This window comes from Streptomyces sp. NBC_00341 (assembly GCF_041435055.1).
Lineage (GTDB): Bacteria > Actinomycetota > Actinomycetes > Streptomycetales > Streptomycetaceae > Streptomyces.
In genome coordinates, this window is record NZ_CP108002.1 from 406,526 (window position 1) to 427,602 (window position 21,077).

Below are 21,077 nucleotides of genomic sequence, written 5' to 3' on the forward strand. Positions count from 1 at the left end.
TTCAGGGGCGGGCGGCGAGTTCGGCCAGGGCGTCGACGGCCAGCCGGCGGGCCAGGGTGACCTTGAACGCGTTGTCGCGCAGCGGGCGGGCCGCGGCGAGTTCGGCGTCCACCGCGGCTTCGTAGGTCCCGTCGGTGGCGGGTGCGCCGCGGAGGATCTCCTCGGCGGCGCGGGCCCGCCAGGGGCGGTGTGCGAGGCCTCCGAAGGCGAGGGCCGCGTGTTCGCTCCGGCCGTCGCGGACATGCAGGACGACGGCGACGGAGGCCAGGGCGAAGGCGAACGATGCGCGGTCGCGGGCCTTGCGGTAGAGCGAGACCGTGCCGTCGGGCAGCGGCGGCAGAAGGACCTCGGTGATGAGTTCGTCCGGCCGGATCACGGTGTCGGTGGCCGGGTCGTCCCCGGGCAGCCGGTGGAAGTCGGTGGCGGACACGGTCCGTTCGCCGTCCGGTCCGTGCAGCACGACCGTCGCGTCGAGGGCGGCGAGGGCGACCGCCATGTCCGAGGGGTGGGTGGCGACGCACGCGGTGGAGTGGCCGAGGACGGCGAGGTCGCGGTGAGCTCCCTCGCGGGCCGGGCAGCCGCTGCCGGGCTCGCGTTTGTTGCAGGGCTTGGAGGTGTCCTGGAAGTACGGGCAGCGGGTGCGCTGAAGAAGGTTGCCGCCGGTGGTGGCGGTGTTGCGCAGCTGCCCGGAGGCGCCGGCGAGCAGCGCCTGCGAGAGGGCGGGATAGCGGGTGCGTACCGCGGGATGGGCGGCCAGGTCGCTGTTGCGTACCGTCCCGCCGATGCGCAGCGCGCCGTCGGCGGATTCCGTGACCCGGTCGAGCGGGAGCCGGCTGACGTCGATGAGCAGGCCGGGGGTCTCGACGCCCAGCTTCATCAGGTCGACGAGGTTGGTGCCGCCGCCCAGGAAGCGGGCTCCGGGATGGGCCGCGCTCTCCCGGACCGCCTCGGCGACGGATCCGGCGCGCAGATAGCCGAAGGGTTTCACGGTGCCACGTCCCCGATCGCCTCGACGATGTGCGGGTAAGCGCCGCACCGGCACAGGTTGCCGCTCATCCGCTCGCGGATCTCGGCGTCGTCCAGCCGCGCCGGAGCGGTGAGGGGCGCGTCGTGCCCGGTCGCGTGGGAGGGGAAGCCCTCGGCCGCCTCGCCCAGCACTCCGACGGCCGAACAGATCTGGCCGGGCGTGCAGTAGCCGCACTGGAGCGCGTCACGGTCCAGGAAGGCCTCCTGGAGGGGGTGCAGCCGGTCGCCGTCGGCCAGTCCCTCGATCGTGGTGATGCGGGCGCCGTCGTACGCGACGGCCAGGAGCAGGCAGCTGTTCGCCCGCCGGCCGTCCACCAGGACGGTGCACGCGCCGCACTGGCCGTGATCGCAGCCCTTCTTCGCGCCGGTCAGGCCCAGGTGGTGACGGAGCGTGTCCAGGACGGTGGTGCGGTGGTCGAGCGTCAGGGTCCGCTCTGTTCCGTTGACGTTCAGGGTCAGTGCGGAGCGGCCGGCGGTCGCCCGCGGGTCTCCTGCTCCGTCCTCCCGCCGGATGGTGGGATCCACGTGCCACAGCCCTTCGTTCGGGGTCGGTTCTCGGTGTCCTGCCGAGCCACGTCGCTTCGGCTCGCTCCAGCTCATGCCGCGTCACGCCGCTTCACGGAGTCGCGGCCTGTTTGTCCGCCAGCCGCAGCCGCACTTCCTCCTCCTGGTCGCCGGAGACGGTGCCCACGACCCGGACCGTGAAGGCTCCCGCCAGGCTGTGCCTGAGCCGTTCGACCGCCCAGTAGCCGCCCTGGGCGTCGACCGTGACGGTCTCGCCGAGCCGTACGGTCCCGGAGACGACGCGTTCCTCGGTGACGTCGACGGTCGCGGCCCAGGCGGTGGGCCGCTTGCCCGTGACGTCCTGCGGCACGTCGACCGAGGCCCGGTCGGTGGCGAACGCGGCCCGCAGCACGTCGAAGACCGTGCCGGCGTCGTCCTTCGCGCACCCGCTGAGGACGACCGACACCTCTCCGCCCTGCTGGTTCTCCTCCGTCTGTGCTTCCCCTGTGCTGTTCACCGCGGTTCCTTCCTGAGGGTGTACCTCCAGGCTCTCCCCGCGGCCGGGTGTCTGCGAGGCGAGCGGCCCCGCCGCCGTATCGACGGGGGCCGTGAAACGGATCGTACGAATCGAAACGCTTTTTACTCCTGTATCCACTTAAAACATGAATTCGACCTTCGCACCGAATGATGGCCCGGTCCCGGGGTATCCCGCATGCATGGACGTATCGAATGGAGCCCTGAATTCACTGGCCCTCACCCTTGCGGACGGGCGGGGAGCGACCGGGGTGGTGATGGCCGTTGTAGGAGTGGTCCTGGTGGCTCTGCTGATCGGTGCCGTGTGGCTGGGCAAGCGGCGGCGCGCCCAGGAACCACCTCCGCCCCGGCCCGAGGAGCAGCCGGTGGCGCCGGACCACCGCACCCACGTCGAGGAGCCCGACGTCCACGCCGACGACAGCTTCCCGGCCGACGGCCACGGGCTCTCGCCGTACGAGCTCGGTGAGCACCAGGACGGGACGGTCCGCCGGGAGAACGACGAGAAGCGCGACTGAGACGAGAAGCGCCGGCGACCGGTCCACCGCCGCGCGTGTTGCGGGAGCGGGCAGCCGCGGTGAGGCTGGGTGAGGGCCCGCAGGCCATCGGCACATATACATGTCTGCCGCACACCCATGAAGGCAGTAGGACCATGACCGCAAGCAGCTCTGGCACGGCATCCGCTCCCGCGCCTCTGACCGGGCCCGCGGCACCGTGCTGGGTCAACCTCATGACCCGGGATCTGGAGTCGGCCCAGGAGTTCTACGGCCCGGTGATGGGCTGGACCTTCCGGCCGGGCAAGCTCGGCCAGGAGTTCTCGGTGGCCCGCCGCGGGGATGTACCCGTCGCCGGTATCGGCGCGGTGGCGACCACGTTCCGCGTCGCGGTGGCGTGGACGCCCTACTTCGCCGTCGGGGACGCCGATGTGGCCGCTTCCCGGATCCGTGAGCGCAGCGGCACGGTGGCGGTGGGCCCGCTGGCCCTGGGCAAGGGGCGCGGCGCGCTGGCCGCCGACCGCGAGGGGGCGGGGTTCGGCATCTGGGAGCGGACGGAGCCCGCTACCTCGCCGCCCGCGCCGGACGGCCATTCGCACGCCTGGCTGCGGCTGCACACCAGGAGCGCCTTCGACGCCGCGATCTTCTACGGCGAGGTACTGGACTGGGCGAGCGGACAGCCCGGCTCCTGCGAGGTGTCGTACGCGAAGGACGAGGTGATCGTCACGTGCGGCGGGCGTCAGCTGGCCCGGATCAGCTCGGGGGCGGTCGAGGCGGCCCCCGATCCGCTGGTCCGGCCGCACTGGCAGGTCAACTTTCCGGTCCCCGACGTGTCCGCCGCCGTCGCGGCGGCGCGCGAGCACGGCGGATCGCTCGTCGAGGAGCTGTCGCGACCCGCCGCCCGGGAGGCGACGCTGCTCGACCCGGACGGCGGACTCTTCACCCTCACGGAGGTCCACAACCCCGGCACGGCCGCTCCGGCGTGACGGGCCGGGCGTGATCACAGCCGGTGGGCCTCGTCGGGAGACCTCGAAGGCCCTAGGATCCTGGGTACGGCATCGCGCGTCGGTCACCGGCCGGGTGAGGCGTGGAGGTGCCCGTGAGATGCCCGTTGGAGGCATTCCACAGTGTCAGTCGAGTTGAATCACACCATCGTTCACGCCCGGGACAACCGGGAATCAGCAGAGTTCCTGGCCGGCATCCTGGGGCTGGAGATCGGCCAGGAGTGGGGGCCGTTCATCCCGCTCACCACGGCCAACGGGGTCACCCTGGATTTCGCGGCCATTCCCGCCGAATCGATCACTCCCCAGCACTACGCCTTCCTCGTGTCGGAGGCGGAGTTCGATACGGCGTACGCCCGCATCCAGGAGCTCGGGGCCCCGTACTACGCGGATCCGCACGGTAAGCACCCGGGCGAGATCAACCACAACGACGGCGGCCGTGGCATCTACTTCACCGATCCCGCCGGGCACGGGATGGAGATCATCACCCGTCCGTACGGGGGCTACGGGTCCTGACGGCTGGCGCGTGTCCCAGGGGCCCGGCCGGACCCGCCGCACGCGGGTCCGGCCGGGCCCTTCGCCGTACTCAGGCGACCGGGAGCAGCAGTTCCGGCCGGTCCCACATCACGGCGGGCGGAGCGGCTCGCTCGGTGCCGGTGCGCAGGGCCCCCACGCTCAGGTAGAAGCCCTCGGCCGGCGGGTGCGAGACGATGCGGACGCCGGTGAGCCCGGCCTGCCGCGCCTCGTGCAGCAGGTGACCGGCGAGCAGCCGGCCGATGCCGCCTCCCTGTGCGTCGTCGGCGACGAACATGAGGTCGAGCTCGGGCGGATCCAGGATGAGGGAGTAGAAGCCGAGCAGCCGCCCGGTGGCCTCCTCGACGGCCACGAAGACCCTGTGCGTCTCGATGTAGTCGGGGCCCACCCGGTATCCGGCGACCATCGGGGCGTACGGGCCCTCGTAGGCCCGCGAGGCCTGGACCAGTCGGGTCAGCCGCCTCGCGTCCCGGGCGACCGCCCGCCTGATCCGTACGCCTTCACGGGGCGTCGGGCGCCCCGTCTGCGTAACACTTGATCTCATGCGTCGAGTATTACGCATCCGGGGTGCGGGACCGTCGGTGGCCCGACTGCCGCAGGCTCAGGAGGAGTCGCGCGCCGCGCGCCACTCCCCGGCCAGGGCTTCGACGTCGAACGGCTTGAGGTTCAGGAGCGGTCCCGGCGGCGGCCGTCTGATGGCCTCGGTGATCTTCTCGTTCACCTCGGTCAGCATCCGCCGCACCTCGGCCTCCGTCCGGACCCCGGGCAGCGCCGCGAGGACGTCCTCCGCCTCCTTGCGCAGGGCCAGCGTCGGCGGCAGCACGGACACGCCCTCGCGCTGCATCTTCGCCTTGATCCACCACGTCTCGTCGTACGGGCGGTCGAGACCGTCGAGCGGTTTGCCGAATCCCGGCAGCTGGGAGAAGTCGCCGCGCTGTTCGGATTCGCGGATCTGTTTGTCGACCCAGGACTCGAAGCTGATGCCCGTCGGTTTGCGTTCGGTCACCGTGACGCCCCTCCCGGAGAATTCCTGATGGCCCCTTCACGATACCGAGGAGCAGCGGGCGAACCCGCGCCGGGAGGCGTCGCGAAGCGTTCGCACCACCGTCTTCCGGCGAGCAACTCGCCGTTTCCGTGCATGAATCCGTGCGGCGGGGTACACGAGCGGCACGCCCGGACGGACTCTCGTCCGGGCACGGACCGAAAGGAATGGGGCATGACCACTGTCGTGATCATCGTCGCGGTCGTCCTGGTGGTGGCCGCCGGACTCTTCTTCGCCTTCGGCCGGCAGCCGGGCGGGCGTGGTCTGCAGCGCCGCTTCGGACCGGAGTACGACCGGACCGTCGCCCGTCACGACGGCGACGCCAAGGCCGCCGAACACGAGCTGAGCGAGCGGTTGAAGCGTCACCGTTCGCTCGACGAACGCCCGCTGTCGCCGGAGGACCGTGCGCGGTACGCCGAGCGCTGGACCCGGATACAGGGCGGGTTCGTCGATGCGCCGCAGCAGGCCGTCGCCGAGGCCGACGCCCTCCTCGCGGAGCTGGCCCGGGACACGGGATTCCCTGACGGCAGCGACTTCGAGGAGCAGACCGCGGCCCTCTCCGTCCACCACGCCGAGCACCTCAACGGCTACCGCCGGGTGCACGCCGTCCAGCGGGGCGAGGGCAGCACGGAGGAGATGCGCGAAGCCATGATCGAGGCCCGTGGACTCTTCGACGTCCTGGTCTCCAACGGCAACGGGGCCCCGGTCCGCCAGGACCACCACCATGCGGAAGGAAGTGGCACAGCATGACGTACGACACCGAACGCACCCCCCGGATCCCCACCGAATCGCCCACAGCCGGCGAGCAGTCTGCGGTCCCTGCCGAGCAGTCTCCAGTCACCGTCGAGCAGCCTCCGGTTACCACCGAGCAGCCTCGGGCAGGTGCCGGCCGGGCAACCGAGCAGTCCCCCCGGGCTGCCGGACAGCCCCCTGCGGCCTCCCCCACAGCTTCCTCCACGGCCTCCTCCCCGGCCGGCGAACCCGCCTCCGCGGCCGACCGCCCGCTCTTTCGTGAGGCTGATCAGGAGAAGCTGGCGCTGCGGCTCCAGCAAGCGGTGACCGAATTCGTCGAGAACCCCACACGTGCGGTGGAGGAGGCAGAAGGCGCCTTCGACGCGGCGGTCGACGGCCTCGCGCACGCCCTCAAGGAGCGCCGGCGCGAGATGGACGTGCAGCAGCAGGGCAGGGAGTCCGGAACCCGGACCGAGGAACTCCGGATCGTCCTGCAGCAGTACCGCGATCTCACCGAACGGCTGCTGAAGGTCTGAGACTACCGGGACAGGAACAGTCCTCAGGCGGGAGCCACGAGTTCGGCACGCAGGCGCCGCAGGGCCTCTTCCGGGAGGCGGAGCCCGTCGCGTACATAGCCGTCGAGACCTCCCCACCGTTCGTCCATGGCGTCCAGCGCCGTGTCGAGATAGCGGGGGCGGACCTCGATGATCGCGGAAGCGATCTCGGGGTCGCCGCCCGCGTCGAGGAAGTTCTGCACGTACGGCCGGTAGGCAACCCGCACGACCGGGTTCACCGCGAGGTACTCGATCCTCACCGTGTCCCGGGATGCGCCCAGCAGGAGCAGGAGCAGCGCCGCCGCCCAGCCCGTACGGTCCTTGCCCGCCGTGCAGTGGAAGAGGACCGGGCCGGCGGCGCTGTCGGCGACCGTGTCGACGAAGGCCCGGTACGCGGCCGCGGCGCGCGGCGAGAGCACCATCTGCCGGTACGTCTCCGCGAAGATCTCCTCGGCCCTTCCGTCGCCGAGCAGCCGCTCCGCCTCGACGGTGTCGGCGAGCAGGGCGCGGAGCCGGGCGGGCGCCACGCCCGGGTTGTCCCCGAGCACGTCCGCGACGAACAGCCGGGCTCCGGGCGGCAGGCGGTCGGGGGCGAACGCGCGTTCGTCCGCGGTGCGCAGATCGACGACCGTGCGGATGCCGAGGGCCGCCACCGCGGCGTCGTCCGCCGGGCCGAGACCGCTGAGCTGGCCGGAGCGCAGCACCCGGCCGGGCCGGACCTGACAGCCGTACTGCAGGGCGATGCCGCCCAGGTCACGCAGGTTGAGAACGGACACTGCCGGGACGGCCCTGACGGTTTGCACGATGAACTTCCTCTTTTCCCGGCACGTATCCGAATGAGGTTCGGCCTGGCCGGATCAAAAGTCGCATGAGGTCCGGAAATCGGCAATGTAAAACGCCGGGGCTGATCGACCGGGCATACCGGTACGCATGGAGGACACGAAAGGGGCCTCCGCTCGGCCGGCCTGCGAATCCACGGGCCGCACCGGGATGAGCGGGGATTCAACGAAACGCGGAGAGCGGGTACGCGATCACGGCGGAGCTCCGTACGAATTGCATACCCGGCGGGCTGAATGAACGTTACGGAACCACGCCTTTGGTCAATTCTCCGTCATCGCATTCACCGGCCCCCGCGGGGCGGTCGCGTTCATTCAGCCAGCAGTCTGTTCTTCTGGGCCGCGAACTCGGCGTCCGTGAGGACGCCCTGCTTCTTCAGCTCGCCCAGCCGCTCCAGCTGGTTGATCAGGTCGTCCGGGGCCGGCGCGGCCGCCTGCTGCCGCACCGGCGGCTCGGGAGCGGGGACGGGCTGCTGCTCCATCTCCCGTTCGGTGAACTTCTCCTGCTGGTGCTGCTGTACCCGGCCGCTGACCGCGGAGGCGGTGCCCGCGACGACGGCCGTCCGAGCCATCGCGCCGAGCAGGCCGGGTCCGCGTCGGTTCATTCCGGGGCCTCGAAAAATCGGCATGGCGTACGCCTTTCCGTGCGGGAGCGATGTCAGCGGGCGGAACCGGCGGCGGACAGGGCCGCCTCCGCGACACCGGCCGGGATCCGCTCATGGGCGACGAGTTGTCCGCCCGACGCGCGGACGGCCTCGGTGAGCGGCACCGCCCAGAGGTCCTCCCACACGATCAGTGCCGCGGAGCTGCCCGGTGGCACGCTCTCACCCAGCGTCCGGATGTCGTCTTCGTTCAGCATCCCGGTGACCTCGCCCTCGACCCGCTCGAACGAGACGAGGTCGTCGGGGTCGAGGTCGTCCAGCTCAACGGTCTCGATCGTGCCGTCGTCGTCCCGGTACACAAAGGTCAGGTCGATGATGCGGACCGCCTTCGACGCGACCGCGTCGGCCAGCGCCGGCGCGATGGCGCCGGTGAACCGGCTGCCGGGAAAGGCGACGACAAGGTACTCGACAGGTCCCACAGCCACGGGGGTGTCCTCTCCGGGGGGATGGATTGCCAGCAGCATAACTTCGGTCATTTGCCGCCGCACTGCGACAAAACACCCACCGACCTCCAGGGCAAGGGCGCCGAACACTCCCGCCCCGCTTGTTACTCCACAGTACGTAAGGGATCAAGTGCACCCGGGGAGGGCAAGGTCACAGCCGGTGCCTCTGCTCCGCCTCTAGAAACCTGCCCTAGCATCTGGGCATGACGGTCCAGCCTGCTGACGGGCTTTCGTTGGCCGCCGAATTCCCTGACCCCGCCCATGAGCAGTGGCAGAGCCTCGTCGAGGGTGTGCTGCGCAAGTCGGGCAAGGACGTTTCGGGTTCGGCCGCCGAGGAAGCGCTGTCCACCACGGTGGAGGACGGGCTCATCACCCGCCCCCTCTACACCTCGCGCGACGACGCGCCCGATGCCGGTCTCCCGGGCTTCGCCCCCTTCACCCGCGGCGGCAAGCCGGCGGGGAGCACGGCGGGCGGCTGGGGTGTCCGGCAACGGCACACCATCCCCGATCCCGCCCGGCTCAACGAAGCCGTGCTCGCGGATCTGGAGAACGGAGTCACCTCGCTGTGGCTGACCGTGGGGGACGCCGGTGGCGGCGTGCCGGTCTCCGGTCTCGCCCGTGCGCTGGACGGCGTCCTTCTCGACCTGGCTCCGATCGTCCTGGACGCGGGCTCCGAACTCGACGCCGCCGCGACGGAGTTGCTGCGCCTCTACGCGGAGCGGGGGGTATCGCCGCAGTCGGCGCGCGGCAGCCTGGGCGCCGACCCACTGGGGCAGGCCGCCCGCTCCGGCGCGGCGCCGGAACAGGCGGCGGCGGTCAACTGGGCGCTTCGCTGCGCCCGTGAGTACCCCGGGCTGCGGGCGCTGACCGTCGATGCGATGCCCTACCACGAGGCCGGCGGCTCGGCCGCACAGGAGCTGGGCAGTTCACTGGCCACGGGGGTCGCCTACCTGCGGGCGCTGACCGAGGCGGGCCTCGGCGTCGAAGAGGCCTGCGCGCAGCTGGAGTTCCGGTACGCGGCCACCGCCGACCAGTTCCTGACGATCGCCAAGATGCGGGCCGCGCGCCGACTGTGGGCGCGGGTCGCCGAGGTCTGCGGCGCCGCCCGGTCCGGGGCGCAGCGGCAGCACGCAGTGACGTCGCCGGTGATGATGACCCGGCGCGATCCGTGGGTGAACATGCTCCGCACCACGCTGGCCTGTCTCGGCGCGGGCGTCGGCGGGGCCGAAACGGTGACCGTGCTGCCGTTCGATCACGCGCTGGGCCTGCCGGACGCGTTCGCGCGGCGCATCGCCCGTAACACCTCGACGATCCTGGTGGAGGAGTCGCATCTGGCCCGGGTGATCGACCCGGCGGGCGGCTCCTGGTACGTGGAGCGGCTCACCGACGAGCTCGCGGAGTCCGCCTGGGCCTTCTTCCAGGAGATCGAGCGGGCGGGAGGGCAGGCGGCCGCGCTGGAGTCCGGAATGGTCTCGGAACGGCTCGCGGCGACCTGGGCGGCGCGCAAGAAGAACCTGGCGCGGCGCAAGGAACCCATCACCGGCGTCAGCGAGTTCCCGCAGCTCGCCGAGCGTGCGGTGGAGCGCGAGGCCCCGCCGTCCACAGAAGCCCGGGGCGGTCTTCCGGTGGTCCGCCGGGACGAGGCGTTCGAGGAGCTGCGGTCCCGCTCGGACGCACATCTGGCGGCGACCGGCCGACGGCCGAGGGTGTTCATCGCCGCGCTCGGCCCCGCGGCCGCGCACACCGCGCGGGCCTCGTTCGCCGCGAACCTCTTCCAGGCGGGCGGCATCGAGCCGGTCCATGAGCCGGTTCAGGTGGATGCCTCCTCGGTCGCCGCGGCCTTCGCGGCCGCCGGGACGGACGTGGCCTGTCTGTGTTCCAGCGACGCGCTCTACGCCGAACAGGCCGGCGAGGTCGCCGCGGCGCTCGTCTCGGCGGGTGCGCGGCGCGTGTACCTGGCGGGGCGGCCGGGCGACTACACCGGTGTCGACGAGTACGTCTTCGCCGGCTGCGATGTGGTGGCCGTGCTGTCCTCCGTTCTCGACCGTATGGGTGTGGCGTAATGCGGATCCCCGATTTCTCCGACATCGAGCTCGGCCCCGGCAGCGGCGCCGAGGTGACAGAGGACCAGTGGCGTACGGCGGTGAAGGAGTCCTCCGGGAGCTCCGACGGAGACCTCCGGTGGGAGACCCCGGAGGGTATCGCGGTCAAGCCGTTGTACACGGGCCAGGATTTGGAGGGGCTGGACTTCCTGGGTACGTATCCGGGTGTGGCGCCGTTTCTGCGTGGGCCGTATCCGACGATGTATGTGAATCAGCCCTGGACGATCCGGCAGTACGCGGGGTTCTCCACCGCTGAGGAGTCCAATGCCTTCTACCGCCGTAACCTGGCGGCGGGGCAGAAGGGGCTGTCGGTCGCGTTCGATCTGCCGACCCACCGGGGCTACGACAGCGACCATCCAAGGGTGACCGGCGATGTCGGCATGGCCGGTGTCGCGATCGACTCGATCTACGACATGCGCCAGCTGTTCGAGGGCATCCCGCTGGACCGGATGTCGGTGTCGATGACGATGAACGGGGCGGTGCTCCCCGTCCTCGCCCTGTACATCGTGGCCGCCGAGGAACAGGGCGTACCGCCGGAGAAGCTGGCCGGGACCATTCAGAACGACATTCTGAAGGAGTTCATGGTCCGCAACACCTACATCTATCCGCCGAAGCCCTCGATGCGGATCATCTCCGACATCTTCTCGTACACGTCGCAGAGGATGCCGCGCTACAACTCGATCTCCATCTCCGGCTACCACATCCAGGAAGCCGGAGCCACGGCGGACCTGGAGCTGGCCTACACCCTGGCCGACGGGGTCGAATACCTGCGCGCCGGACGCGACACCGGCCTGGACGTGGACGCGTTCGCGCCCCGGCTGTCGTTCTTCTGGGCGATCGGCATGAACTTCTTCATGGAGATCGCGAAACTCCGGGCCGCCCGGCTGCTGTGGGCGAAGCTCGTGAAGCAGTTCGATCCACAGAACCCCAAGTCGCTTTCCCTGCGCACCCATTCGCAGACCTCGGGCTGGTCGCTGACCGCGCAGGACGTCTTCAACAACGTCACCCGCACCTGCGTGGAAGCGATGGCCGCGACCCAGGGCCACACCCAGTCGCTCCACACCAACGCCCTCGACGAGGCGCTCGCGCTGCCCACCGACTTCTCGGCCCGCATCGCCCGCAACACCCAGCTGCTGCTCCAGCAGGAGTCCGGCACGGGCCGGGTCATCGACCCCTGGGGCGGCAGCGCGTACGTGGAGAAGCTGACCTACGACCTGGCGCGGCGGGCCTGGCAGCACATCGAGGAGGTCGAGGCGGCGGGCGGCATGGCCAAGGCCATCGACGCCGGCATCCCCAAACTCCGCATCGAGGAGGCCGCCGCCCGCACCCAGGCCCGCATCGACTCCGGACGCCAGCCCGTCATCGGCGTCAACAAGTACCGCGTCGAGACCGACGAGAAGATCGACGTCCTCAAGGTCGACAACACCTCGGTCCGCACCCAGCAGATCGAAAAGCTCCGCCGACTGCGCGAAGAGCGGGACGAGACCGCCTGCCAGGACGCGCTGCGCGCACTGACGGACGCGGCGGGCCGGGAGCCCGGCCCGGGGCTGGAGGGCAATCTGCTGGCGCTGGCCGTGGACGCGGCGCGGGCGATGGCGACCGTGGGCGAGATCTCGGACGCGCTGGAGAAGGTGTACGGGCGGCACTCGGGCCAGATCCGTACGATCTCGGGTGTGTACCGCAACGAGGCAGGGGAGTCACCGTCCGTGGACCGCACCCGCGCGCTGGTCGACGCGTTCGAGGAGGCCGAGGGACGCCGGCCGCGGATCCTGGTCGCCAAGATGGGCCAGGACGGACACGACCGCGGCCAGAAGGTGATCGCGACCGCCTTCGCCGACCTGGGCTTCGACGTGGACGTGGGCCCGCTGTTCCAGACGCCGGGCGAGGTCGCCCGGCAGGCGGTCGAGGCGGACGTGCACATCGTCGGCGTCTCCTCCCTGGCCGCCGGCCACCTCACCCTCGTACCCGCACTCCGCGAGGAACTCGCCGCCGAAGGTCGCGAGGACATCATGATCGTGGTCGGCGGAGTCATCCCGCCGTCCGACATCGAGGCCCTGCACGAGGCAGGCGCCGCAGCCGTGTTCCCGCCGGGAACCGTAATCCCGGACGCGGCCCACGATCTGGTGACGCGGCTCGGCGCCTCACTCGGCCACGAGCTGTGAGCCGCTGAGCCCATGGCCCCGAAGATCGATCTCGACAGCTACGCGAAGGGCGTACTCGACGGGAAGCGGGCGCACATCGCGCGCGCCATCACACTCGTCGAGTCCACCCGTGCCGACCACCGCGCACTGGCCCAGCAGTTGCTGCGCGAGCTCCTGCCGCACTCCGGCAGCGCCCGCCGCATCGGCATCAGCGGGGTGCCCGGAGTCGGCAAGTCCACGTTCATCGACGCCCTCGGCACGATGCTCACCGGCCTCGGGCACTGGGTCGCGGTGCTGGCCGTCGACCCGTCGTCCAGCCGTACCGGCGGCTCCATCCTCGGGGACAAGACCCGGATGGAGCGGCTCGCGGTGGACCCGGCGGCTTTCGTACGCCCCTCCCCCACCGCCGGCACGCTGGGCGGGGTGGCCAAGGCGACCCGGGAGTCCATCGTGGTGATGGAGGCGGCGGGCTACGACGTGGTGCTGGTGGAGACGGTGGGGGTCGGCCAGTCGGAGACGGCGGTCGCCAATATGGTCGACACGTTTCTGCTGCTGACCCTGGCCCGTACCGGCGACCAGCTCCAGGGCATCAAGAAGGGTGTGCTGGAGCTGGCCGACGCCATCGCGGTGAACAAGGCCGACGGACCGCACGAACGCGACGCCCGCTCCGCCGCACGTGAACTGGCGGGCGCCCTGCGGCTGATGCACCCTGCGGACGCGGCCTGGACACCGCCGGTACTGACGTGCAGCGCCCGCGAGGGAAGCGGCCTCGACACCCTGTGGGAGCGGCTGGAACAGCACCGGACCCTGCTCGAATCGACCGGCCGGCTGGCGGCCAAACGGCGTGAGCAGCAGGTCGACTGGACCTGGACGATGGTGCGCGACGAGCTGCTGGAGAGCCTGCGCAGCCACCCGGGAGTGCGGGCGCTCGCACCGGAACTCGAACTCAGGGTCCGGGAAGGCACCCTGCCCGCCACGCTGGCCGCCGAGCAGATCCTGGCGGCGTTCCGGGACTGAGTGCTGTCCCGGGACGGCCGAATGCGGCCGGACGGGCGGAAATTGGGCTGCGGCGGGAGTCCGGGCCTCCCCATACTGGGCGGGCCCGAACTCCCGGACTCCGAAGGAACTCCCCCGCGTGCAGGCCGCTGTCACCATCACACCCGCCCAGATACCCGAACTGCTCCTGGGACTCGCCACCGTGCGGCCCGTGTTCCTGTGGGGAGCGCCGGGGATCGGCAAGTCGTCGCTCGTGCACCGGTTCGCGGAGTCGCTCGGACTGGAGTGCGTCAGCCTGCTCGGGACGCAGCTCGCCCCCGAGGACCTGATCGGCGTGCCGCAGATCCGCGACGGCCGCTCGGTGTTCTGCCCGCCGGAGGCCATCGCCCGCGACGAGCCCTACTGCCTCTTCCTGGACGAGCTCAACGCCGCCACCCCCGATGTCCAGAAGGCCTTCTACTCCCTCATCCTGGACCGCCGGATCGGCTCGTACGAGCTGCCCGCCGGCTCGATCGTCATCGGGGCCGGCAACCGGGCGACGGACAACGCCCTGGCCAGGCCCATCGCGTCCGCGCTGGTCAACCGGCTCACCCACGTCCATCTGCGGGCCTCGTCGCAGGACTGGCTGGTGTGGGCGGGCGAGAACGGCATCCACCCCTGGGTGACGGACTACCTGATCGACCGGCCCGACCACCTGTGGTCGCAGCCGCCCAAGACCGAGGAGCCGTTCTCCACGCCGCGTTCCTGGCACATGCTCTCCGACGCCCTGCACTCCTTCGGCCCCGACATCGGTGAGGAGACGCTGAAGGTGATCGTGCACGGAACGCTGACACCGGCCCACGCCGTCTCCTTCTGCGGATACGCGAAGATCGTGCGCCACACCTTCGGTATCGAGGCAATCCTCAGGGGGGACGCCTCCTGGCCCACCCGGCTGGAGGACCGTGACCTCCTGTACTACCTCGCGGAGGCATTTCGCGGCCGGCTCGTGAAGGAGCTGCCGCGCCGGAAGGAGCACGTCTCCGCGTCGATGCGGCAGACGTCGTACCGCGCCAAGTCGCTGCTCGTGCAGCTTGCCGAGATTTCGGTCGAGGTCGCGCAGACCGTCATCGCGGACGACGCCGACGGGCTGCCCGTACTGCCCGCCTGGTTCCTCGTCGAGGCGGCGCGCGACATGCCCAGGCTGGTCGAGGCCCGGCGATGAAGGCATCGGCCCGCCGCGCGAACAGCAAAGGCGGCAAGGGCGGCAAGGGCAGTGCGTCCGACCCGGCCGCCGCGGCTTTCGCCGCCGGGCTCGCGCTGGTCACACGCAATCCCGCCTTCGCCGCCCTGAAGGCGTCCGTGTGCAGAGAGCCCGACTGCGGCCTCGCCCCGACGGGAGGGCTGGCCACCGTCACCTCCAACGGCACCATCCACGTCCACCCCGCCAAGCGGGCGGATCCGGCGGAATGGGCCTGGGCCCTGGCCCACTGCCTGCTGCATCTGGGCTTCGGCCATGTCCCGGCCTCCGCGGAGGATCCGCGTGAGCAGCCCGACCGGTTCGACCTCGCGGCACGGTGCGCGGTCGTCAACCGCTTCCTGCTCACCCATCCGACGGGCAGGCCGCCCGTCGATCTGCCGACGGACAGTCCGGGCGGCGACGAGGAGCAGCTGGCCGCACGCTGGCGCCGCGACGGCATCCCCGCCGCCCACGAGCACTGCGGCACCGCGGGCGAGCGCGCGGACCAGATCCTCACCACCTGGCGCGCCTGGAACAACTCCGCCGTCCCGGACTGGGAGACCGCATTCGCTCACGCCCTCACCCGCAGCGTCTCCGCCGCGATGGACCTGGCGGGCGGCCGTCTCGACCGCACGAGCGGGGAGCGCCTGCCGCAGCGCCCCTGGGACCGGGCCCTGAACTGGTTCGTCTCCTCGTACCCGCTGCTCGGCGGAATCGCCGCCGGGCTCACGGTCGTGGCCGACGCCGAACTGGCCCGCTCGCAGAGCATCGACATCGCCGCGGTCAGCTCGGTGGCGGGCGAGATCTACATCAACCCGCTGCGCACGTTCACGGACGAGGAATGGCGCTTCGTCCTCGCCCACGAGATGCTGCACGCCGCGCTCCGCCACGGCGAACGCCGCGGTGGCCGCGACCCGTTGCTGTTCAACGTCGCCGCCGATTACGTCGTCAACGACTGGCTGGTCCGGATGCGCGTCGGTGACATGCCCGCCGGCCTCCTGTACGACCCGGAGCTGCGGGACCTGTCCGCAGAGGAGGTGTACGACCGCATCGCGGGCGACCTGCGCCGGCGCCGCAGGCTCGCGACGCTGCGGGGCAAGGGCGCCGGTGACATCCTCGGCGACCCCCTGCCGCGCCCCGGAGCCCGTCCGTACACCGACCTGGACGACTTCTACCGGCGGGGCCTGGTCCAGGGCTTCGACCTGCACCAGTACGAGGAGCGCGGTCTGCTGCCCGCCGGGCTGATCGAGGAGATCCGGGCACTGGCCCACCCGCCGGTGCCGTGGGACGCGAGACTGGCGCGCTGGTTCGACGAGTACGTTCCCCGGCCGGAGCCCGTACGGTCCTATGCCCGCCCGGGACGGCGGCAGGCATCGACCCCTGACATCCCGAGGGCGGGCCGGTACTTTCCGCCGGAGGAGACGGCCCGCTGCACCTTCGGCGTCGTCCTCGACACCTCCGGCTCGATGAACAGCGGCCTGCTGGGCAAGGCTCTGGGCGCCATCGCCTCCTACGCCGAGGCACGTGACGTCCCCGCGGCGCGCGTGGTCTTCTGCGACGCGGCACCGTACGACGCCGGCTACCTGCCACCGGCCGAGATAGCCGGCCGGGTGCGGGTGCGCGGCCGCGGCGGGACCGAACTGCAGCCGGGAATCGACCTGTTGCACCGGGCGGACGACTTCCCGCCGACGGCCCCGCTGCTCGTGATCACCGACGGCCGGTGCGACACCTTGCGGATCCGGCGCGAACACGCCTTCCTGATCCCGCAGGGGGCGTCCCTGCCGTTCACGGCACGCGGCCCGGTGTTCCGGCTGAGCTGAGCGCGGGTCCGGACGGCGCCCGCCGACCCGAGCCGCCGACCCGAGCCGCCGACGCCGGACCGTGACCTCCGGGCGCGGGCCGTGCTACATTGCCATTGGTACGTGTGTACGCCTTGAAGTTCAGGCGCCGGTACCGCTTCATTTCTCATCACGCTGACGCGCCCGTCCATTCCGGCCAGCGATCCGGCGTTACCGCATTTCATTCCTCAGTCCGGCACGGGCTGTCCCACCGGACTTTCCTGCCCGTCGCACGGGGCGTGACATCTCCGCCCCCGTTTCTGCCGGGCCCCTTCATTCGCATGTCCGCGAAAGGACCACCCCGCATGACCACCACACTCGAACACCCCGTGACCACCGAACCCGCCGCCCGCACGGCCGCGGCCGGTGTCCTCGACATCACCCAGCAGGGGCACGGCACCCTGCGTCCCGCCGACGGCCACGCCACCCCGCGCGACGTCCAGGTGCCGGCCGCGCTCATCCGCCGGCACGGCCTGCGCAAGGGCGACGCCGTCGAAGGGACCTGCGACCGGCCCCGTGCCCTGAGCACCGTCGTCCGCGTCAACGGCCTCCCCCCGCAGGCCCTTCGGGGCCGGCCGCACTTCCGTGACCTCACCCCGCTCCACCCCCGGCGGCGGCTGCGCCTGGAGACTTTCTCGGGCACCCCGTCGACGCGCGTCGTCGACCTCGTCGCCCCGGTCGGCAAGGGTCAGCGCGGGCTCATCGTGGCCCCGCCCAGGACCGGCAAGACGGTCCTGCTCCAGCAGATCGCGGCCTCGGTCGCCGAGAACCACCCCGAGTGCCACCTGATGGTGGTGCTGCTCGACGAGCGCCCGGAGGAGGTCACCGACATGCGGCGATCGGTACGGGGCGAGGTCTACGCCTCCACCTTCGACCGCCCCGCCAAGGAGCACATCGCGCTGGCCGAGCTCGCGCTCGAACGCGCCAAGCGACTGGTCGAGCAGGGCCGCGACGTCGTCATCCTGCTGGACTCCCTCACCCGGCTGTGCCGGGCCCACAACAACGCGGCCTCGGCCGGCGGCCGCACCCTCAGCGGCGGTGTCGACGCGGCGGCCCTGCTCGGACCCAAGCGCCTCTTCGGCGCCGCGCGGCTCACCGAGGAGGGCGGCTCCCTCACCATCCTGGCCACGGCCCTCGTGGACACCGGCTCACGCGCCGACGAGTACTTCTTCGAGGAGCTGAAGGGGACCGGCAACATGGAACTGCGGCTCGACCGCTCCCTGGCCGAGAAGCGCGTCCACCCGGCCGTGAACATCGCGGCCTCCGGAACCCGACGCGACGAACTCCTCGTACCGGCCGAGGAACTGACCGCCGTACGCGGTCTGCGGCGCGCCCTGCACTCCAGGGACGCGCAGACCTCGCTCGAAACGCTGCTGGACCGGCTCCGGCACACCCCGGACAACGCCGCCTTCCTCGAACTGATCCGCAACACGGTGCCGGCCGCCTGAGCAGCGGTCACACGTCCTACCATGTAGCGGCACTTACCAGCAGAGGGAGAGCAGCCACATGGAATTCCGCCGACTCGGCCGCAGCGGTCTGACGATCAGCGAGATCGCGTACGGAAACTGGCTCACCCACGGCTCCCAGGTGGAGGAGGACGCGGCGCTCGCCTGCATCCGGGCCGCCCTGGACGCCGGCATCACCACCTTCGACACCGCGGACGTCTACGCGCAGACACGGGCGGAGGCGGTGCTCGGACGGGCCCTCAAGGACGAGCGCCGCGAAGGGCTGGAGATCTTCACCAAGGTCTACTTCCAGACCGGCCCCGGGCAGAACGACCGGGGGCTCGGCCGCAAGCACATCATGGAGTCGATCGACAACTCACTGCGCCGGCTCCAGACCGACCACGTCGACCTGTACCAGGCGCACCGCTACGACCACACCACGCCGCTGGAGGAGACGATGGAGGCGTTCGCCGACGTCGTCCGCTCCGGCAAGGCGCACTACATCGGCGTATCGGAGTGGACGGCCGGCCAGTTGCGCGCCGGGCACGCGCTGGCCCGCGAACTGCGGGTGCCGTTCATCTCCAACCAGCCGCAGTACTCGGCGTTGTGGCGGGTCATCGAGGACGAGGTGGTGCCCGCGTCCGAGGAGCTCGGCATCGGCCAGATCGTCTGGTCACCGATCGCCCAGGGCGCGCTCACCGGCAAGTACCGGCCCGGTGCGCCGCTGCCGGCCGGCTCGCGGGCGACGGACGACAAGGGCGGGGCCGACATGGTCGCCGACTGGCTGCGCGAGGAGGTGCTGGAGCGGGTGCAGCTGCTGCGTCCGCTGGCCGAGCAGGCCGGTCTGAGCATGGCGCAGCTCGCGGTCGCCTGGGTGCTGCAGAATTCCAACGTCTCCGCCGCGATCATCGGCGCCTCCCGTCCCGAGCAGGTGACGGAGAACGCCGTGGCCGCCGGCGTGCGGCTGGACGCGGACCTGCTGAAGGCCGTCGACCAGGCACTGGACCCGGTGTCGCAGCGGGACCCCGGGCTCACCGCAGGCCACAAGGAGAACAGCTGACGTGACAGCGGCGGGGCCTGGCCGGATTCCGCGGATTCCGGCCGGGCCCCGCCGCTGTGCCGGGTCACATCCCGGTGTGCAGCGCGGCGGTGTGCTCGCGGACCTGTTCCGGGGTGAGGTAGCTGTCCGTGTATTCGAAGTCGCGCAGGGTGGCTGGTTTGCGGGACTGGAATCCGGTGCGGACGAAGTCGTCGCCCGCGGCCGCGTTGATCAGCCAGTTGGTCATGACCCTCGCCTTGGCCACGTTGGTCCGCAGCGCCGACCAGTGATAGCCGCGGGCCACGGCCTGGGCGCCGATTCCGTGCATCTCGATGCCGAGCGGCTTGGAGACGGCGTCCTTGCCGCCGAGGTCCACGACGAGCCCGAGGTCCTTGTGGACGTACGGCTGGAGTGGCTGGTTGCGGAGGGTGGCCAGCAGGTTGTCGGCGATCTTCCGGCCCTGGCGCATCGCGTGCTGCGCGGTGGGCGGGCAGACCGCGCCGTCGCCCTTGGCCAGGTCGGGGACGGCCGCCGCGTCACCGAGGGCGAAGATGCCGTCGTGGCCGGGCAGGCTCATGTCGGGGGTGACCGCCAGCCGGCCGCGTACCGTCTCCGCGTCGAAGGTGGCGACCAGCGGGCTGGCGGTGACGCCCGCCGTCCAGATCAGGGTGCGGCAGGGCAGCACCCGGCCGTCGGTGAAGGTCACCTTGTCGGGGCCCGCCTCGGCGACCGATACCCCCAGGGACACCTCGATCCCCCGTTCGCGCAGTACCTTCAGTGCGCTCTCACCGAGCTTGTCGCCCAGTTCGGGCATGAGCTTGGGGGCGATGTCGATCAGATGCCATTTGATCAGCTTGGGGTCGAGCCTGGGATAGTGCCGGACGGCGTTGGTGGTCAGCCGCTGCAGGCAGGCCGCGGTCTCGGTGCCCGCGTACCCGCCGCCGACGACGACGAACTGCAGCCGCGAGGCCCGCTCCTCCTCGTCGTGGCTGGCGTCCGCGAGATCGAGCTGCGCGATGACGTGATCGCGCACGAAAGCGGCCTCCGCCAGGGTCTTCATGCCCCGGGCGTTGTCGAGCAGCCCGGGGATGTCGAAGGTGCGGGTGACGCTTCCCGGGCTGAGCACGATGTAGTCGTAGCGCTCGTTGACGACCTCGTCGGTGATCTTGCGGATCACGCAGACCTTCGCCAGCGGGTCCACTCCGATGGCCCCGCCGGGAATGATCCTGGTGCGGTGCCGGCTGCTGCGGCGCAATGACACAGCGACCGACTGCGGGGTGAGGACGCCCGAGGCCACCTGGGGCAGCAGGGGCAGGTAGAGCTGGTAGGAGAACGGGGCCACGAGTGCGATGTCGGCCTCGCCGGGACGGAGCCGGCGTTCCAGACGGCGTACGCACTCGACCCCGGCAAAACCGGCTCCGACAACGAGGATCCTGGGTCGTGCCACAGTCTTCGTCCCTTCTCGGGGTCTGCACGGTCATCCGTTCGCCTGCCCCGTCGCACGCGCACGTCACCTCTCATCTTCACGAGACAGCGGCGACTTCGCCTGCTGGGGCGGCGGAACGGACGACCGGTACTCACCTGATCAGGTACGTCACCACCGTGCAGGCGCCGCCGGCCGTCCCTAGGCAGACCACGGTTGCGGCCGCGACGCAGCGCGCCCGCAGCGTGCGGTACCGCCGGCTGTACTCACCGCGCAGCTCCGTGGCGCGGGCACAGACGCGGACCAGCATCACCCGCGAGGCCTCGGCCCGGTCGGCGGCGTACACCCGTTCCACGTCCTCGCGCTGGGCGGTGGTGAGCCAGGGCAGCTCGTCGGTGAAGCGGCGGGCGTACCGGCGCGCCTGCTCGATCTCGGCGTTCCACAGCAGATAGCCCTCCATCTGGGCCAGTCCGCGGGCGCTGTCCTTCTCGGGGTCGATGGACACCCGGTCCTCCTCT

General features: G+C 71.2%; 22 protein-coding genes. 12 read left to right on the plus strand and 10 right to left on the minus strand.

The features are described 5' to 3' along the window. Nucleotide 1: 1 nt before the first annotated feature. From OG892_RS01880 to OG892_RS01890, 3 genes are all read right to left on the minus strand, one after another. Nucleotides 2-988: a xanthine dehydrogenase family protein subunit M gene (locus OG892_RS01880; protein WP_371628286.1), complete on the minus strand. Its 987-nt coding sequence runs from the start codon at nucleotides 986-988 to the stop codon at nucleotides 2-4. Further along, the gene (locus OG892_RS01885) at nucleotides 985-1,551 is read right to left on the minus strand and encodes a 2Fe-2S iron-sulfur cluster-binding protein (protein WP_073737943.1); all 567 of its coding nucleotides are present in this window, start codon (nucleotides 1,549-1,551) and stop codon (nucleotides 985-987) included. Before OG892_RS01885 ends, OG892_RS01880 begins: the two co-directional genes overlap by 4 nt. 91 nt (nucleotides 1,552-1,642) lie before the next feature. Beyond that, nucleotides 1,643-2,047 (minus strand): hypothetical protein, encoded by a 405-nt coding sequence (locus tag OG892_RS01890; RefSeq protein ID WP_073737944.1) that lies wholly within the window; start codon nucleotides 2,045-2,047, stop codon nucleotides 1,643-1,645. 199 nt (nucleotides 2,048-2,246) lie between these two features. Between OG892_RS01890 and OG892_RS01895 the strand changes: the two genes are divergently transcribed. The 3 genes from OG892_RS01895 to OG892_RS01905 all read left to right on the plus strand — a co-directional run bounded on the left by OG892_RS01895 (nucleotide 2,247) and on the right by OG892_RS01905 (nucleotide 4,072). Further along, entirely contained in the window at nucleotides 2,247-2,579 is a 333-nt protein-coding gene (locus tag OG892_RS01895; RefSeq protein ID WP_073737945.1) for a DUF6479 family protein, read from the plus strand. Between the two features lie 134 nt (nucleotides 2,580-2,713). After that, complete coding sequence (locus OG892_RS01900) at nucleotides 2,714-3,541, plus strand: VOC family protein (RefSeq protein ID WP_328868125.1); 828 nt, start codon at nucleotides 2,714-2,716, stop codon at nucleotides 3,539-3,541. A 141-nt stretch (nucleotides 3,542-3,682) separates the two neighbouring features. Next, nucleotides 3,683-4,072: a VOC family protein gene (locus tag OG892_RS01905; protein ID WP_073737947.1), complete on the plus strand. Its 390-nt coding sequence runs from the start codon at nucleotides 3,683-3,685 to the stop codon at nucleotides 4,070-4,072. Between the two features lie 70 nt (nucleotides 4,073-4,142). Here OG892_RS01905 and OG892_RS01910 read toward each other — a convergent pair whose 3' ends face one another. Beyond that, the gene (locus OG892_RS01910; protein WP_371628287.1) at nucleotides 4,143-4,634 is read right to left on the minus strand and encodes a GNAT family N-acetyltransferase; all 492 of its coding nucleotides are present in this window, start codon (nucleotides 4,632-4,634) and stop codon (nucleotides 4,143-4,145) included. Nucleotides 4,635-4,691: 57 nt separating this feature from the next. After that, nucleotides 4,692-5,096 (minus strand): DUF1992 domain-containing protein, encoded by a 405-nt coding sequence (locus OG892_RS01915; RefSeq protein WP_371628288.1) that lies wholly within the window; start codon nucleotides 5,094-5,096, stop codon nucleotides 4,692-4,694. A 210-nt stretch (nucleotides 5,097-5,306) separates the two neighbouring features. Between OG892_RS01915 and OG892_RS01920 the strand changes: the two genes are divergently transcribed. Both OG892_RS01920 and OG892_RS01925 read left to right on the plus strand, forming a co-directional pair. Further along, nucleotides 5,307-5,882 (plus strand): hypothetical protein, encoded by a 576-nt coding sequence (locus OG892_RS01920; protein WP_073737950.1) that lies wholly within the window; start codon nucleotides 5,307-5,309, stop codon nucleotides 5,880-5,882. Then, nucleotides 5,879-6,400 (plus strand): hypothetical protein, encoded by a 522-nt coding sequence (locus OG892_RS01925; RefSeq protein WP_073737951.1) that lies wholly within the window; start codon nucleotides 5,879-5,881, stop codon nucleotides 6,398-6,400. The genes OG892_RS01920 and OG892_RS01925 overlap by 4 nt, the downstream gene beginning before the upstream one ends. 23 nt (nucleotides 6,401-6,423) lie before the next feature. On the opposite strand, the gene OG892_RS01930 is transcribed toward OG892_RS01925, so the two are convergent. The 3 genes from OG892_RS01930 to OG892_RS01940 all read right to left on the minus strand — a co-directional run bounded on the left by OG892_RS01930 (nucleotide 6,424) and on the right by OG892_RS01940 (nucleotide 8,341). Further along, the gene (locus OG892_RS01930) at nucleotides 6,424-7,221 is read right to left on the minus strand and encodes a tyrosine-protein phosphatase (RefSeq protein ID WP_073737952.1); all 798 of its coding nucleotides are present in this window, start codon (nucleotides 7,219-7,221) and stop codon (nucleotides 6,424-6,426) included. Nucleotides 7,222-7,565: 344 nt separating this feature from the next. Then, complete coding sequence (locus tag OG892_RS01935; RefSeq protein WP_073737953.1) at nucleotides 7,566-7,859, minus strand: SHOCT domain-containing protein; 294 nt, start codon at nucleotides 7,857-7,859, stop codon at nucleotides 7,566-7,568. A gap of 53 nt (nucleotides 7,860-7,912) precedes the next feature. Then, the gene (locus tag OG892_RS01940; protein WP_242436827.1) at nucleotides 7,913-8,341 is read right to left on the minus strand and encodes a DUF6325 family protein; all 429 of its coding nucleotides are present in this window, start codon (nucleotides 8,339-8,341) and stop codon (nucleotides 7,913-7,915) included. 221 nt (nucleotides 8,342-8,562) lie between these two features. Here OG892_RS01940 and mutA point away from each other — a divergent pair, with 221 nt between their 5' ends. The 7 genes from mutA (at nucleotide 8,563) to OG892_RS01975 (ending at nucleotide 19,157) form a co-directional block, all read left to right on the plus strand. After that, on the plus strand, nucleotides 8,563-10,422 hold the full coding sequence (gene mutA / locus OG892_RS01945) for a methylmalonyl-CoA mutase small subunit (protein ID WP_371628289.1): 1,860 nt from the start codon (nucleotides 8,563-8,565) through the stop codon (nucleotides 10,420-10,422). After that, nucleotides 10,422-12,623, plus strand: a complete 2,202-nt coding sequence (scpA, locus tag OG892_RS01950) for a methylmalonyl-CoA mutase (protein ID WP_371628290.1) — start codon at nucleotides 10,422-10,424, stop codon at nucleotides 12,621-12,623. The genes mutA and scpA overlap by 1 nt, the downstream gene beginning before the upstream one ends. Before the next feature lie 12 nt (nucleotides 12,624-12,635). Next, complete coding sequence (gene meaB, locus OG892_RS01955) at nucleotides 12,636-13,619, plus strand: methylmalonyl Co-A mutase-associated GTPase MeaB (RefSeq protein WP_371628291.1); 984 nt, start codon at nucleotides 12,636-12,638, stop codon at nucleotides 13,617-13,619. Between the two features lie 118 nt (nucleotides 13,620-13,737). Beyond that, nucleotides 13,738-14,799 carry an ATP-binding protein gene (locus OG892_RS01960; RefSeq protein WP_371628292.1) on the plus strand — a complete coding sequence of 354 codons (1,062 nt, stop codon included), beginning with the start codon at nucleotides 13,738-13,740 and terminating at the stop codon, nucleotides 14,797-14,799. Continuing rightward, nucleotides 14,796-16,634 carry a hypothetical protein gene (locus OG892_RS01965; RefSeq protein WP_371628293.1) on the plus strand — a complete coding sequence of 613 codons (1,839 nt, stop codon included), beginning with the start codon at nucleotides 14,796-14,798 and terminating at the stop codon, nucleotides 16,632-16,634. Before OG892_RS01960 ends, OG892_RS01965 begins: the two co-directional genes overlap by 4 nt. Before the next feature lie 221 nt (nucleotides 16,635-16,855). Then, nucleotides 16,856-18,100, plus strand: a complete 1,245-nt coding sequence (gene rho / locus OG892_RS01970; RefSeq protein WP_371631557.1) for a transcription termination factor Rho — start codon at nucleotides 16,856-16,858, stop codon at nucleotides 18,098-18,100. 58 nt (nucleotides 18,101-18,158) lie between these two features. Beyond that, nucleotides 18,159-19,157, plus strand: a complete 999-nt coding sequence (locus OG892_RS01975) for an aldo/keto reductase family protein (protein WP_371628294.1) — start codon at nucleotides 18,159-18,161, stop codon at nucleotides 19,155-19,157. Between the two features lie 64 nt (nucleotides 19,158-19,221). Here the strand turns inward: OG892_RS01975 and OG892_RS01980 are convergent, their stop codons facing one another. Beyond that, entirely contained in the window at nucleotides 19,222-20,583 is a 1,362-nt protein-coding gene (locus tag OG892_RS01980) for an NAD(P)/FAD-dependent oxidoreductase (protein ID WP_073737962.1), read from the minus strand. A 130-nt stretch (nucleotides 20,584-20,713) separates the two neighbouring features. Beyond that, nucleotides 20,714-21,058: a hypothetical protein gene (locus OG892_RS01985; RefSeq protein ID WP_371631558.1), complete on the minus strand. Its 345-nt coding sequence runs from the start codon at nucleotides 21,056-21,058 to the stop codon at nucleotides 20,714-20,716. Between the last annotated feature and the right edge of the window lie 19 nt (nucleotides 21,059-21,077).

Coding starts and splice junctions, on each gene's coding strand:
- OG892_RS01895 (WP_073737945.1), top strand. CDS start 2,247: ATGGACGTATCGAATGGAGCCCTGAATTCACTGGCCCTCACCCTTGCG.
- OG892_RS01900 (WP_328868125.1), top strand. CDS start 2,714: ATGACCGCAAGCAGCTCTGGCACGGCATCCGCTCCCGCGCCTCTGACC.
- OG892_RS01910 (WP_371628287.1), bottom strand. CDS start 4,634: ATGAGATCAAGTGTTACGCAGACGGGGCGCCCGACGCCCCGTGAAGGC.
- OG892_RS01920 (WP_073737950.1), top strand. CDS start 5,307: ATGACCACTGTCGTGATCATCGTCGCGGTCGTCCTGGTGGTGGCCGCC.
- OG892_RS01925 (WP_073737951.1), top strand. CDS start 5,879: ATGACGTACGACACCGAACGCACCCCCCGGATCCCCACCGAATCGCCC.
- OG892_RS01935 (WP_073737953.1), bottom strand. CDS start 7,859: ATGAACCGACGCGGACCCGGCCTGCTCGGCGCGATGGCTCGGACGGCC.
- mutA (WP_371628289.1), top strand. CDS start 8,563: ATGACGGTCCAGCCTGCTGACGGGCTTTCGTTGGCCGCCGAATTCCCT.
- scpA (WP_371628290.1), top strand. CDS start 10,422: ATGCGGATCCCCGATTTCTCCGACATCGAGCTCGGCCCCGGCAGCGGC.
- meaB (WP_371628291.1), top strand. CDS start 12,636: ATGGCCCCGAAGATCGATCTCGACAGCTACGCGAAGGGCGTACTCGAC.
- OG892_RS01965 (WP_371628293.1), top strand. CDS start 14,796: ATGAAGGCATCGGCCCGCCGCGCGAACAGCAAAGGCGGCAAGGGCGGC.
- OG892_RS01975 (WP_371628294.1), top strand. CDS start 18,159: ATGGAATTCCGCCGACTCGGCCGCAGCGGTCTGACGATCAGCGAGATC.